This window comes from Ilyobacter sp., assembly GCF_041583315.1.
Classification (GTDB): Bacteria; Fusobacteriota; Fusobacteriia; order Fusobacteriales; family Fusobacteriaceae; genus Ilyobacter.
Window position 1 is genome coordinate 1 of the sequence record NZ_JBFHGC010000013.1, and the last position, 13,063, is coordinate 13,063.

Annotated in this window: 14 protein-coding genes; 3 read left to right on the forward strand and 11 right to left on the reverse strand. The window is 36.7% G+C overall.

What is annotated here, in order from left to right:
* The 4 genes from ABZA26_RS01100 to ABZA26_RS01115 all read right to left on the reverse strand — a co-directional run.
* On the reverse strand, positions 1–487 hold a 487-nt coding region (locus ABZA26_RS01100; RefSeq protein ID WP_372712672.1), incomplete at its 3' end, for a PHB depolymerase family esterase.
* A complete protein-coding gene (locus tag ABZA26_RS01105; RefSeq protein WP_372712673.1) occupies positions 488–904 on the reverse strand; it encodes a restriction endonuclease in 417 nt (138 codons plus the stop codon). It lies immediately after the preceding gene.
* Between the two features lie 89 nt (positions 905–993).
* Positions 994–1,461, reverse strand: coding sequence for a Crp/Fnr family transcriptional regulator (locus ABZA26_RS01110; RefSeq protein ID WP_372712674.1), 468 nt, complete (start codon positions 1,459–1,461; stop codon positions 994–996).
* A gap of 290 nt (positions 1,462–1,751) precedes the next feature.
* Positions 1,752–2,012, reverse strand: coding sequence for a SemiSWEET transporter (locus tag ABZA26_RS01115; RefSeq protein WP_372712675.1), 261 nt, complete (start codon positions 2,010–2,012; stop codon positions 1,752–1,754).
* Between the two features lie 339 nt (positions 2,013–2,351).
* On the opposite strand from ABZA26_RS01115, the gene ABZA26_RS01120 reads away from it, so the two are divergent.
* The gene (locus tag ABZA26_RS01120) at positions 2,352–3,752 is read left to right on the forward strand and encodes a [Fe-Fe] hydrogenase large subunit C-terminal domain-containing protein (protein WP_372712676.1); all 1,401 of its coding nucleotides are present in this window, start codon (positions 2,352–2,354) and stop codon (positions 3,750–3,752) included.
* A 133-nt stretch (positions 3,753–3,885) separates the two neighbouring features.
* On the opposite strand, the gene ABZA26_RS01125 is transcribed toward ABZA26_RS01120, so the two are convergent.
* A complete protein-coding gene (locus tag ABZA26_RS01125; protein WP_320047630.1) occupies positions 3,886–4,086 on the reverse strand; it encodes a cold-shock protein in 201 nt (66 codons plus the stop codon).
* A 287-nt stretch (positions 4,087–4,373) separates the two neighbouring features.
* Between ABZA26_RS01125 and ABZA26_RS01130 the strand changes: the two genes are divergently transcribed.
* Positions 4,374–4,556 carry a hypothetical protein gene (locus tag ABZA26_RS01130; protein ID WP_372712677.1) on the forward strand — a complete coding sequence of 61 codons (183 nt, stop codon included), beginning with the start codon at positions 4,374–4,376 and terminating at the stop codon, positions 4,554–4,556.
* 93 nt (positions 4,557–4,649) lie between these two features.
* Positions 4,650–5,525: a DMT family transporter gene (locus ABZA26_RS01135; RefSeq protein ID WP_372712678.1), complete on the forward strand. Its 876-nt coding sequence runs from the start codon at positions 4,650–4,652 to the stop codon at positions 5,523–5,525.
* 40 nt (positions 5,526–5,565) lie between these two features.
* On the opposite strand, the gene ABZA26_RS01140 is transcribed toward ABZA26_RS01135, so the two are convergent.
* From ABZA26_RS01140 to ABZA26_RS01165, 6 genes are all read right to left on the reverse strand, one after another.
* A complete protein-coding gene (locus tag ABZA26_RS01140) occupies positions 5,566–5,988 on the reverse strand; it encodes an Rrf2 family transcriptional regulator (protein WP_372712679.1) in 423 nt (140 codons plus the stop codon).
* Between the two features lie 138 nt (positions 5,989–6,126).
* Entirely contained in the window at positions 6,127–9,552 is a 3,426-nt protein-coding gene (gene metH / locus ABZA26_RS01145) for a methionine synthase (protein WP_372712680.1), read from the reverse strand.
* A 1-nt stretch (position 9,553) separates the two neighbouring features.
* A complete protein-coding gene (locus ABZA26_RS01150; protein WP_372712681.1) occupies positions 9,554–10,747 on the reverse strand; it encodes an aspartate kinase in 1,194 nt (397 codons plus the stop codon).
* 102 nt (positions 10,748–10,849) lie between these two features.
* Positions 10,850–11,704: a homoserine O-succinyltransferase gene (locus ABZA26_RS01155; protein WP_372712682.1), complete on the reverse strand. Its 855-nt coding sequence runs from the start codon at positions 11,702–11,704 to the stop codon at positions 10,850–10,852.
* 12 nt (positions 11,705–11,716) lie between these two features.
* Positions 11,717–12,583, reverse strand: coding sequence for a methylenetetrahydrofolate reductase [NAD(P)H] (gene metF, locus ABZA26_RS01160; RefSeq protein WP_372712683.1), 867 nt, complete (start codon positions 12,581–12,583; stop codon positions 11,717–11,719).
* Positions 12,584–12,613: 30 nt separating this feature from the next.
* Positions 12,614–13,063 (reverse strand): PLP-dependent transferase (locus tag ABZA26_RS01165; protein WP_372712684.1); only part of this gene is annotated, 450 nt, incomplete at its 5' end.

Below are 13,063 nucleotides of genomic sequence, written 5' to 3' on the forward strand. Positions count from 1 at the left end.
ACCACAAAGCCATCCCCTTGAATATAGATTTCTTCTCGGAAACCAGCCGGAATCCCATCATTCCTCCGTTTGAAAATCCATTAAAAAAGATATCGTCTCTGCTGGCTCCATAAACAGTTGCCATATAGTGAGCTATTCTTTTTAGGAATTCCCCCTCATCTAAATTCATGTTTTTAGCAGGATGGTGAAAAGATATCCTCCCATCAAACCAGTAAGAGCTAAACGAATTTGGATACACTACAATAAATCCAAATTCATCTGCAAGTTTTTCAAAATCAAATCCAGTAGCTCTTCTCATGATCTCATGATTCCAGTAAGCTCCGTGACATGACATAATTACCGGGCAGTTTTGTTTTAGATTAGACGGTATATAATAGGCGAAGGTACGTTCCAATCCATGGATATGCATCGTCCTAATTTTTATTCTGTGATCTTCCACGTCTTTTACTTCAAGTTTAGATATGGGAATTTTTATTTTTAGATGCATTTAAACCACCTGCTCTACTGTTTTCAGAGGAAAAATAAACACATCACGGGTATTTCCGTTATCATCTGGTTGTTCCTCTATAAAAGGCTTACCAGCTAACTCGACTTCTCCACAGTAGGTATAAACACCCTCTGTATGCATTTCAAATAGATGCATATGAAAATTATTATCCTTAGCTTCTAAAACTCCTTTATTCTGTCTTTTAAGTTCCTGATTTCCAACTTTACCCATTCCAGTAAAATATATAATGTCATTCTCTTTTCTATGTTTATACAGACATTCTGTGAATTTAGCTATGAGAACCACAGTCTTAGTTTTATTACTTTTTCTTATCCCACCTTGATTTGTGCACTGAAAAAGTAAAGCTATATCCTTATTTGCTATTTTATCCCCTATACTTAAGCTCTTATAATCCATAAACAACTCCTTTATAAATTTTATGCACTAATTCCAAAAAATCACCTGAAATAATCATAAAGCTATAAAAAAAAGGCTCATCCAAGCCTTTATTTCCCCATGTATTCCATTAAAGACCTGTCTGATTTAGCCAGCCTTCTACAAGCCTCTCTAGCCATATTCAGAATAAGGATATTAAAAATTTTCATATCTTTATGGCAAAATTTGTGCAGCTGATTTTTGGGTATTTCAATAAATTCTGTTTCTTCCACTGTTTTTACAGAAGCCATATTTGGGAAAATCCCAAGTATCTCAACCTCACCAAAACATTCTCCTTCCCCCATGTACATCATAGGGTAGACTTTGTTATTAGCCTCTTCATATACTTCCACTCTGCCCTTTATTATGACGTATATGCTTTTTGGAGACATTCCCTGAAGCAAGACGTTTTGATCCCCAGAAACAACCAGATAATTAGATTGATCTAATATTTTTCCAACTTGTTCATTATTCAATCCACCAAAAATTGAAATCTTGTCAATCATCTGAAGTATTTCTAACTTTTTATTTTCACTCATTTTCAGCCAATCCCTCCAGCTCTTCTTGGGAGTATTTTTATTTTTTTAGAATCACAAATATTATATGAATCTATATAGTATATAACTTATAAAATAAAAGAAGTCAATATCCTATGACGAGTATGATATTAAATTTATCAAGTGAAATTCTAGTAATGTCAGGCACTCTATTTATAATCCTATCATACTTTCTATAAAAATTCCTTCTGTAATGACTAAAATTCTGATTATTTTTCCATCCGAACATTTATGACAAGCAGCATATTGCACATCTATGTTTAAAATTCACTTCACTTTTTACCGAATACTTCGTTCAATTTAAACACCAAAATTATCGATGAGAGTATAAGAGTTATGGTATTGGCAAATATCAGTGGCTTATCACCTTTATACATTCCATAAGTCAGCCACAGGGCTACTCCAGAAACAAACATTATATACATTACCAGAGAGATACTTTTTGTATCCCTTGTTTTTATTATTTGTATTGTCTGAGGCAAAAAAGAAAGAGTTGTAAGAGATGCCGCTACAAATCCGATATATTCAATCATGTTTTTTATTCCTCCTTGTACCGGTATTTTTTTTCTGACTTTTTTAAAATTTAAAGCTCTATTGAAAATATAACATAGATCCCCAGATATGTACAATATCAAAATAAAATATATATTCTTTATTTTAGTCATCTATATGATTTTGGTCTCTTAAAAGTGAACCAATCTGAATTTTAAAATTTTTTTTAATTTTTCCTTGTACTATTGTTTTTTTAGTATTAAACTAAGTTGTGTTAACTTTAATTTAATTCTTTGTAAAATTTAAAAATACAAAACCAAAATGTGTCCTTTTACAGTGATTTTACTTTTATAACTTGTAATAATTTAGGAGGAAAGAAAATGGAAAATAGAAGTACGCCGCATATTGTCATAGACAACAATTTCAGTTCTTTAGGATCTCTACAGGACAAAAAGGTTGATAATTCTTTTTATACATTTACAAGGGATATGAACAAATGTATAAATTGCCATAAATGTGTAAAAGCATGCGGAGATTTGCAGGGTATCTTTGTTTTTCAAGTCCAGGAAGACGGTACAGTGGGAATAAAAGAAGAAAATATGGCAGCTACCCAGTGCATCTCATGTGGTCAGTGCATCAAAGTGTGTCCTACAGGAGCATTGGAAGAAAAAAGTAATATAAGTTTACTGGAGGAACAGCTGAAAAATCCAAATAAACATGTAATTGCCCAGATTTCACCTTCACTTAAACATACCCTGGGAGAAGAATTTGGAATAGCTACAGGAGTGGATATAAGTCCTAAAATTGTTTCGGCACTTAAAGAAATAGGGTTTTCAAAGGTGTTTTCTACAGGTTTTGCTTCTGATGTAAACATCATAGAAACCAGTGCTGACCTAAAAAAACGTCTCGATGAAAATGGACCTTTTCCTGTATTTACATCTACCTGTACAGGGTGGATAAACTATGCAGAAAAGTTTTGTCCAGAATTTTTAGGTCATTTGTCTCCCTGCAAGTCTCCACAGCAGATTTTAGGTTCTCTTTCCAAAAGTTATTATGAAGAAACAATAGATGTTTCTAGTGAAAATATATTTTCCGTGGCCATGATGCCGTGTATTGCCAAAAAAGATGAAGCAAACCGTTTTGATATGAAAGATGAAAATGGAAATAAGGATGTGGACCTGGTACTTACAATAAAAGAGGTTGCTCACTTATTGAAGCAAAAAGGCATAGATCTTGGGGATTATGACAAAACAGGATCTTTTGATAAACCTATGGAGTCTGATACAGGGTCTTCTAGAATAAAGTCAGTAACCGGAGGACTTGCTGAAGCAATGCTCAGAAACCTGGCACATATGATGGGTGAAAAATCTTTTCCTAGTGGTCTGGATGGTCTGAGAGGAACAGATGGGATTAAAATAGCCAATGTTTTATTAGGTGAAAAAAAATTAAATATTGCAGTTGTCAACGGAATAAAAAATGTCCCTGTTATCCTGGACATAATAAAAGACGGAATAACGGAATTCCATCTTGTAGAAGTGATGGCCTGTCCCGGAGGGTGCATTGGCGGTGGAGGGATACCTTTGTCCAAAGATCCGGATATAATAAAAAAAAGAACGGAAAGTATCTATTCATATGACCTTTTCAATGATGTAAGATGCTCCTGGGAAAACCCTGATGTAAAAACTCTTTACTCTCAGTATCTTAAAGAACCTTTAGGGGAAGAGAGCCAGCGTTTATTCCACTTTCATTATAAAAATAGAAGAACAAGAAAGTATTTTTAAATGTGAATAGAGAAAGTTTTTAATCAAAAGATTAGTAAAAAACACCCCTGGAATTATCTTAGGGGTGTTTTCCTTAATATATTGAAAATAAAAAACCTGCCCTAAGGCAGGAATTCAATTCAAGTTAAGTTAATTATTGAGCAGTAACGTTAGAAGCTTGTGGTCCTTTTTGACCTTGAGTGATTTCGAAAGATACTCTTTCTCCCTCTTCTAATGTCTTGAATCCAGGTTTGTTGATTTGAGAGAAATGTACGAATACATCTGTTCCATCCTCAGCAGTGATGAATCCGAATCCTTTTTCTTGATTAAACCATTTAACTGTTCCGTTTACCATTTGTAATACCTCCGTAAAATACTATTTTTAAATAGAAATAATGACTCATATAACCAATTTTTCAAGTATTTAACCAAAGGTAAAACATACTGAAATTAGATAATAAGCTTACTCTATTACAAAATAATTATACACCCTACAATTCCTTTTGTCAACATTTTAAAATATAAAAATACCCAAAAAAACTTATCTTATCTTAAGCGTAGAGCCCGATTTAACTTGTGTTAAAGTAAATCATAGTATATAATTTAAAAAGAAGTGTATATCTTAAAATGGAGGTAATTAATATGACAGATAACATGTTTTCTTTTGCAATACCCCTACTGATAATTTTTTTAATTTTTCTTGCTGTAAGATCGTTCTGGTTATGGTACTGGAACATAAGTAAAAGAGTAGCTAATCAGGAAGAGATTATAAAATTATTATCAGAAAATAACAGACTCTTAAAAGAGTTTATATCCAGAAGATGAATTTTTCTGATGTGGAATTCAGTATTGGCCCTTGCCTAAATAAGGATTCTATAGTAAAATATGTCTTATAAAATTTAAAAGGACGTACGTTTAATGAGACATAAATCAAAAGCTATTTTATTTATGATACTTTCTGGATTTGCATTTGCCCTTATGGGGGCTATGGTTAAGCTTTCAGGGGATATTCCTGTATTTGAAAAAGTTTTTTTCAGAAATTTAGTAAGTCTGATGGTTGCATTTTATATGATAAAGAAATCTGAGGTAAGCATATTCGGAAAAATAGAAAATCAAAAATTTCTGATGCTAAGATCTGTAATGGGTCTTTTGGGAGTCTTTGCAAATTTTTATGCCATAAATCACCTTGTACTTGCTGATTCTACCATGTTAAACAAGCTTTCTCCGTTTTTTGTTACAATCTTCGCCTTTATATTTCTCAGAGAAAAGCTGTCAAAAATTCAGATCCCAGCGCTGATTTTTGCATTTTTTGGAGCCATTTTAATAATTAAGCCACAGTTCAGCTTAGAGATCCTCCCTGCTCTTTCAGGTGCTTTTTCAGGGATGTGTGCCGGAGCAGCTTATACGGTCATAAGATACTTAAAGGGTAAAGAAGAACCGGCAACTATAATATTTTATTTTTCTCTTGTGTCAGTCCTTGGTACTATACCATTTTTAATTTTTAGCTTCCAAACGCCTTCAAAATACCAGTTGTTATATCTTTTGGGAACTGGAGTTTTTGCAGCTTTAGGACAGTTTATGATAACTCTGGCCTACAAATATGCCCCTGCATCAGAGGTATCTATCTATAATTATTTCAGCGTAATTTCTTCTGGAATTATAGGCTTTATTTTGTGGAATGAGATTCCTGATTTGAAAAGTGTATCAGGGGCAGTGATTATAACCCTTGTGGCAGTTATTTCATACTTTTACATAAAAAAAGAGGAGAGTCAAGCCCTCAAGGCCTCTGTATAAACCCGGTGCTACTCTCCAATGCCACTCTCCAATTTAGAATTTAAATATAATAAATATTGGCACTGTTTTCATTGTGCTTATTTCTGAGGTCCTCTATACTTGTGCTCTCTATTATTTTGTTTATGCTTGCATCTATACTATCCCAGACCTCTTTCTGAATAGTGTAACTGATGTCCTCTATACTATAATTTTTAGGGACTGGATTTTCGATATCTTCTAGTGACCTCAGTACATCTCCCACTGTGATCTCTTTTGGACTTCTAGAAAGAAGATATCCACCTTGTGATCCCTTAACGCTTATAAGGATCCCACCCTTTTTCATAGCCGAGAAGATCTGTTCTAGATATCTCTTGGATATATTCTCTTTTTCCGCCACCTCTTTTACGCTCACTTTTTTTTCTATGTTTCCAGCCATGTAGATCAAGGCTACTAATCCATAATGTCCTCTATTGGTTCCGATCATAACGCCTCCTAAAATACAGTTGTCCCATAGGATTTTAATTCTAAACTAATACTATCACACTTAAAATTTTCAGTCAAATTCACCATGATATTTTAGGTATAATAAAAGTCCCGTGAAAAACCACGGGACTTTTATTGTTTAAACTATACCGCCTAAAAGAGCGTTCATATCTTCTATTGATAGTCCCCTCAGTTTAGCTAGTTCTTTCAACTGGTCATAGCTTATTTTTCCAGGATCAAAATAAAAACTATTTGGATTTGATATATACAGTCCGCACACCGATGAAAGCGGAGTCATGGCATAGCTCTTTGTGAGCGTAGCCCCGGTTTCATTACCGTCTACAAGCTTAAATATCTCCTTTTTCATAGAGTGATCAGGAATTGAAGGATACCCTATTGCAGGCCTTATACTTACCCTCCATATATTATCATTTACATATTTTTCCATCCATTCTGATGCAGCTTCTGCAAGTCTGGTTCCTAAAAGCTGGTATATGACTGATTCATATTCATCATTTCCATAGACTTCAGGGACAGTTATTACAAAGGCCCCTATATGGTCTTCTCTGGAGAAAAAATCTGCAATAGAAATAGTTTCATTTCCTATCTGACTTCTCACCATAGGTAATTCATAGTCCTTTTCACCGCTGACTATGAGTGTGTCCTCATCTTTAAAAAGATTAAATATACCAAAGGCACATTTCGCCTTTATATTTTTTTCTTTCATTTTTTCAAGGGCAACTTTACACTCATCCAAAACTTTTTTCTCTTGATTAGTTCCTTTGGATTTTAGTGCATGAATGAGCATATCCCAGTTTATCAGAGGTTCTAAGTTTTCAAGTCCTATTTCTATAAACTGTTTTCCGATCTCTTTTGGATACTCTATTGAGTTTTCCACATCTTTCTTTCTTTTTCTTGCCTCTTCTAAGGAATACAGCTCTTTTTTGTTTTTGTTTTTCATGTATGCGTCTCTCAGATCTTGGGCTTTCTTTTTTCTTTCCTCGAGAACGATGTTTTTATTTTCAGATACCAGAGAGGATACTACTGGCAGAGTTCCAGAGGCATCAGTCACGTGGATTACTCTTCCGGGATACTTAGGCTCTATTCTCACTGCAGTACTCAGTTCTGAGGCTGCTGCCCCTCCTATAAGAAGAGGTATGCTCATCTCTTTTTCTGCCATCATCTCTGCTACCTTCTCCATCTCCATGAGGGAAGGGGTGATAAGACCACTCAGAGCCACCATATCTACGTCATGTCTCAGAATTGCTTCCATTATCTTGTCTTTAGGAACCATAACACCCAGGTCCACCACATCAAATCCATTACACTTTAACACAGTTCCGACTATATTTTTCCCAATATCGTGGACATCTCCTTCCACAGTAGCCATGAGTATTTTTCCTTTTACGTTTTTCTCGATACCCCCAGCCTCGATTAGAGGAGTGAGAAAATCAACTGCCTTTTCCATAACTGCTGCCGACCGAAGTATCTGAGGAAGAAAAAGTTCACCCTTTTCAAAGAGAACTCCCACTTCTTCCATTCCCTCCATCAAAACTTTCTGTATAACCTGGAGAGGGGAATATTTTTCAAGAGCAATTTTCACATCATCCTCTATACCCTGACTTCTTCCTTTGAGTAGATAATCCTTTAGTTTCTCCTCTACAGTGACAGGTTTAATCTCTATTTTTTTCTTGTCTGCCTTTTCAAAAGAGAGATTTAAAATCTCATCCACTGCATCTTTCCCACCGGCAAGTAGGTTTTCCACAGCTTTTCTCACCTCTGGGGTTATATTCCCAGCATCTTCCCCAGGGTTTACTATAGCCATTGTCATACCGGCTTTTTCCCCCTCTTCCAGGAAGATCTTATGAATAGTATGTCTCAGTATATTGTTTCCCCTAAAGGCAAATGAAAGGTTGCTCACCCCTCCGCTGACTCCTGCACCGGGAAGATTTGCTTTTATCCATTTTACAGTATCTATAAAGTCGACCCCGTGCATTCTGTCTTCTTCTGTACCTGTTCCCACAGTAAGCACATTTGGATCAAAGATAATGTCTTCCGGAGGAAAGTTGTTTGAAGTTAAAAGATCGTAGGCTCTCTTGCATATCTCTTTTTTTCTCTGAGCACTCACAGCCTGTCCCTTTTCGTCAAAGGCCATAACCACAAGAGCAGCACCAAATTTTCTAACCACTGCGGCTTTTCTCAGAAACTCATGTTCTCCGTCTTTTAGACTGATGGAGTTTACTAGACCCTTTCCTGCCAGATTTTCAAGACCTTTTTCTATTACCTCAAAATTTGAGGAGTCAAGCATAATAGGCATTTTTGAGAGTAACATATCATTTTGCAGAAGTCTTATAAATTTTTCCATCTCCTCAACAGAATCAAGAAGAGCATCATCTAGATTGATATCCAGAATCTTAGCTCCTTTTTCCACCTGAGTTCTTGCTATATCAAGGGCCTCATCATAGCTCTCTTCCCTTATAAGTCTTGCAAATTTTCTTGATCCGGAAACGTTGTTTCTTTCCCCGACCACAAGAAATCCATCTGTCAGGCTGACTGTATCATTTCCCGATACTATTCCTGAAATATTTTTCATAGTGGCTTTTCTCGGGGTTTTCCCATCAGCCAGTTCTGCCATAACCTTTATATGCTCAGGTGTGGTTCCGCAGCATCCCCCAAGGATGTTTATCTCACCATTTTCGATAAGTTCTTTTATATATGACCCTGTCACATGGGGAGTTTCATCATATTCCCCCTTCTCATTAGGAAGGCCCGCATTAGGATAAAGAGAGATATTCTTCCCGGTAAGTTTTCCAAGTTTTTTCACAAGAGGAATAAGCTCCTTGGCACCAAAAGAGCAGTTCAGACCGTAGGATATAATAGAATCTCTGTCTATGGCAATTATCAGGGACTCTATGCTTTGACCGGAAAGAAGCTTTCCATTGACATCCACTGTTCCAGATATCATTATAGGAAGTTTCTCTCCCTTCTCTTCCAGAACTTCCTCCACTGCAATGACTGCAGCCTTGGCATTTAGACCGTCAAAGATCGTCTCTATCAGAAAGGCATCCACTCCACCGTCAAAAAGACCCAGTGCTTGTTCTTTGTAGGCAGCTTTTAGTTCTGAGAAGGAAACCTCACGTCCAAAGGGATCTCCCCCTGTAGGTATAGAGGCACTTTTACTTGTAGGTCCCATGGCTCCGGCTACAAAGATTCTTTTTTTATTGTCGTATTCATATTTTCTAGCAGTCTGCACAGCAATCTCTGCACCGGCTTTGGAAAGATCATATGATTTTTCCTCTAGGCCGTATTCTTTCATCGATATTCTGTTGCTGTTAAATGTATTTGTCTCTATTATATCTGCTCCGGCTTTCAAATAAGAAATGTGTATCTCTTGCAAAATTTCCGGTTTGGTAAGATTCAGAAGTTCGTTACAGCCCTTTAAACTACCTTTTGTTTGTGAAAAGAGATCTCCTCTAAAGTCAGATTCATCAAGAGAGTAATTTTGAATGGCCGTCCCCATGGCTCCATCTAGTATAAGTATTTTTTCTTTCAGTAGTTCTCTCATTTTATTCCTCCTCTATAAGCTTCTTATGTAGGGCATTTTGAGCCTTGTTCAGGTCCTCCTCTGTAATTATACAAGAAATATTTATTTCAGAACATGACACTGCATGGATCTCTATTCCTTCTTTTTCTAAAATTTCAAATACTGCAGCTGCGATCCCCTTTGACCTTACCCCTAGACCTATTACAGAAACCTTAGCCAGTCCTTTTTCCACAATAATTTCATCCTCAGGAGATGATATGGTCTTCAAGGCTTCCACTGCATCTTCAAAATAATCCTCTTTTACTATACAAGTTATTTCGTCTCCGCCCTTTGTCTCCATGGTATGAGTTATGAGATCTATATTTATACCTCTTTTGGAAATAGTATTTACAGTTTCCGAAAGATGCAGATTATTGCTTTTAAAACTTATTCTTACAAGATTCCCAAATCCGCTAATTCCTCTAATTACAGCACTTTCCACTTTTTCATCACTCCTTACAAAAGTTCCTTCCTGCCAGTCAAAAGCAGATCTCAGATGGATTTCTATTCCGTATTTTGCCCCCAGTTCTACACTTCTGGTATGGAGAACTTTTGCTCCAGAACCAGCCAGCTCGATCATCTCGCTGAAAGAGACCTCTTTGTGTTTTATTGCCCCAGGTATAACCTGCGGATTTGCACTATATATACCGTCTACGTCAGTATAAATATCTACGGATTTGCACCCCAATGCTGCTGCTACTGCCACTGCTGAAGTATCAGATCCGCCTCTACCTAGAGTTGTTATATTACCGTCTTCACACACTCCCTGAAATCCAGGTACGATTATCACATATCCCTCGGCTATTTTTTCCTTTATAAGGTCTGTATTTATCGATTGTATTCTTGCTTCATTATGAGTTCCGCAAGTTAATATCCCCAGCTGTGATGCCGTATAAGATATTGCTTTTACTCCTACTTCTTTCAGAGCCAATGCAAGGAGAGCTATGGATACCTGCTCACCTGTAGAAAGAAGAACATCAAACTCCCTTCCCTTTGGAACTGCTGAGATCTCTTTTGCTCTTTGGATAAGACTGTCAGTCATTCCGCTAGGAGCCGATACTATTACAACAATATTTTCATTGTTTTTCTTTCTCTCTGCGATTCTGGCTGCTATTTTCTTGAGCCTTGCAGAGTCTTTTACAGATGTACCACCATATTTTTCTACTGTAATCGACATGTTTATCCCCCCGTTTTTTCCTCTGTCTCCATATAAATAAATCTGCGTTACAGGAGTAACGCAAATAAAACAGTAATTTTATAAAAAATTCTTTTATCTATTTTACACGTTATTCTTAATATTGCTAAGTTTTTTTTCTTTTATATATTTCAACCAGTTATAATAAAATTCTTTCCGGTGACTGTCCCAGTTCATAAAGGGTTCTTTTTCCGGGTTGTCTTCCGGGAAATAATTTTTCGGGAAAAGCTTCTGATCCCGGCTGTACTCATATTGGAGGCGTTCTCTCTGATATTCTCCGTGACCACTTATATAAAATTCTCTGTATTCACTGTCAGATGATATATAGACCCCTGCTTCATCTGATTCTGCCAGTATTTTCAGACCGGCATTTTTTATATCCTCACTGTTGTTTTGCGTATTTCTAGAGTGAGGAGCCATAAATTCCCCAGATATAAAGGGATTTTTATTTGTCCTGTGCCTGAAAATACCAAAAAGTTTTTCTTTCAGTGAATGTTTTTTTATCCCGTATTTCACATAGAGAGCTGCCTGAGCACCCCAGCATATATAGATAACCGGCAGCTGATTGGATTTTATAAAATCCGTGATTTCACTCCAGTAATTGACATCCTGAAAATCCAGAAGTTCCACAGGGGCTCCCGTCATTATTATCCCGTCATAATTTCTATTTTTCAGTTCACTCATAGGATAATAGTTATCTTTTATATAAGAGCCACTGGTATTTTTGAAATTATGACTTTCCGGGTATAAAAACTCTACCTCTACACTTATTCCAAATCTTCCAAGTACAGCATAAAATTGGTATTCAACCTCTTCCTTAAAAGGCATGAGGTTGATAATACCAATTTTTAATTGCCCTTTGTTTTCTTTAAATCTGATTCCCTCATTCTCGGCTCTCTCTCTGCCAGAAAGGGAGGGACCTCCAGCGATACAACACATCTTTATGCCCCCCTATAAAGCAATTCTCAGATTTGCTATTGCATCCATTATCTTTTTTGTAGTATCCACTTTGTTCATTGTATAGAGGTGGATTCCGTCCACTCCTGAGGATATGAGATCCACTATCTGCTCCACTGCATAGGCTATCCCTGCATCTCTCAGGGCCTCTGGATTATTTTCATATCTATCCAGTATCCTCTGGAATTTTGCAGGTATAGAGCTGCCACAGAGAGCTGTGATTCTCTTTATCTGCTTTGCATCTGTCACAGGCATTATCCCCGCCACAAGAGGCACGTCTATCTCCAGTTTTTTAGCTTTCTCTTTAAAGTCATAAAAGAAGTTGTTGTCAAAGAAGATCTGGGAAATAAGGAAATCAGTTCCCTCTTCTGCTTTTCTCTTCAGATGAAACAGATCTATGAGATCATTGTTTTCCTGATGCCCTTCTGGATAGAAGGCCCCTCCTATTGAGAAACCTCCTCTTTCTTTTATCTGCTTCACAAGCTGGTGAGCATATTTGAAATCTCCTTCAGGGATACTTCCGTCATTGGGATAATCTCCTCTGAGGGCTAGGACATTCTCTATTCCGTTTGAATGAAGGTCGTCTAAGATTCCGTCAATCTCGTTCTTATCTGCCCCTATACAAGTAAGGTGAGCCAATACCTCTACATTGTTTATCTTTTTTATTCTAGAAGCTATCTCTACAGTTCTCCCACGGGTAGTTCCCCCTGCTCCGTAGGTTACACTGATAAAATCCGGATTTAGCTTAACAAGTTCATCTATTGTGTCGTAAACTTTTTCCACAGGATATTTTTCATTTGGCGGAAATATCTCAAAGGATATTACCGGTTTTTTACTCTTATATAATTCTTTTATAAACATGATGCCCCCCATTTTTATGTATTATGAATTTTATCTGCTAGCTTCTATGGCTTTACTCAGATCCTCTATAAGATCATCTATATTTTCAAGTCCCACAGATATTCTTATTGTATCCGTACCAATACCGCATTCCTTCAGCGCTTCTTCACTGAGCTGTCCGTGAGTTGTGCTGGCAGGATGGATTATCAGAGATTTTGCATCGGCCACATTGGCAAGATGCGAGAATACATCAAGACTTTCTATAAATTTAGCCGCTCTCTCTCTGCTGCCTTTTAGTCCAAAGGTGAAAATTGAACATGCTCCCTTTGGAAGGTATTTTTTTACAAGATCCTGTTGTTTTTCATCTTCGCTCAATTCAGGATGACTTACCCAGTTTACATCCTCGCTGGCTTTCAGAAATTGTGCCACCTTTCTGGCATTTTCCACATGTCTCTCTATCCTTAGAGACAATGTCTCTATTCCCTGTAAAATCAGGAAAGA

Excerpts from the sequence above, each read along its gene's own strand:
- ABZA26_RS01105 (WP_372712673.1), bottom strand. The coding sequence starts at position 904 with ATGGATTATAAGAGCTTAAGTATAGGGGATAAAATAGCAAATAAGGAT.
- ABZA26_RS01110 (WP_372712674.1), bottom strand. The coding sequence starts at position 1,461 with ATGAGTGAAAATAAAAAGTTAGAAATACTTCAGATGATTGACAAGATT.
- ABZA26_RS01115 (WP_372712675.1), bottom strand. The coding sequence starts at position 2,012 with ATGATTGAATATATCGGATTTGTAGCGGCATCTCTTACAACTCTTTCT.
- ABZA26_RS01120 (WP_372712676.1), top strand. The coding sequence starts at position 2,352 with ATGGAAAATAGAAGTACGCCGCATATTGTCATAGACAACAATTTCAGT.
- ABZA26_RS01125 (WP_320047630.1), bottom strand. The coding sequence starts at position 4,086 with ATGGTAAACGGAACAGTTAAATGGTTTAATCAAGAAAAAGGATTCGGA.
- ABZA26_RS01130 (WP_372712677.1), top strand. The coding sequence starts at position 4,374 with ATGACAGATAACATGTTTTCTTTTGCAATACCCCTACTGATAATTTTT.
- ABZA26_RS01135 (WP_372712678.1), top strand. The coding sequence starts at position 4,650 with ATGAGACATAAATCAAAAGCTATTTTATTTATGATACTTTCTGGATTT.
- ABZA26_RS01140 (WP_372712679.1), bottom strand. The coding sequence starts at position 5,988 with ATGATCGGAACCAATAGAGGACATTATGGATTAGTAGCCTTGATCTAC.
- metH (WP_372712680.1), bottom strand. The coding sequence starts at position 9,552 with ATGAGAGAACTACTGAAAGAAAAAATACTTATACTAGATGGAGCCATG.
- ABZA26_RS01150 (WP_372712681.1), bottom strand. The coding sequence starts at position 10,747 with ATGTCGATTACAGTAGAAAAATATGGTGGTACATCTGTAAAAGACTCT.
- ABZA26_RS01155 (WP_372712682.1), bottom strand. The coding sequence starts at position 11,704 with ATGTGTTGTATCGCTGGAGGTCCCTCCCTTTCTGGCAGAGAGAGAGCC.
- metF (WP_372712683.1), bottom strand. The coding sequence starts at position 12,583 with ATGTTTATAAAAGAATTATATAAGAGTAAAAAACCGGTAATATCCTTT.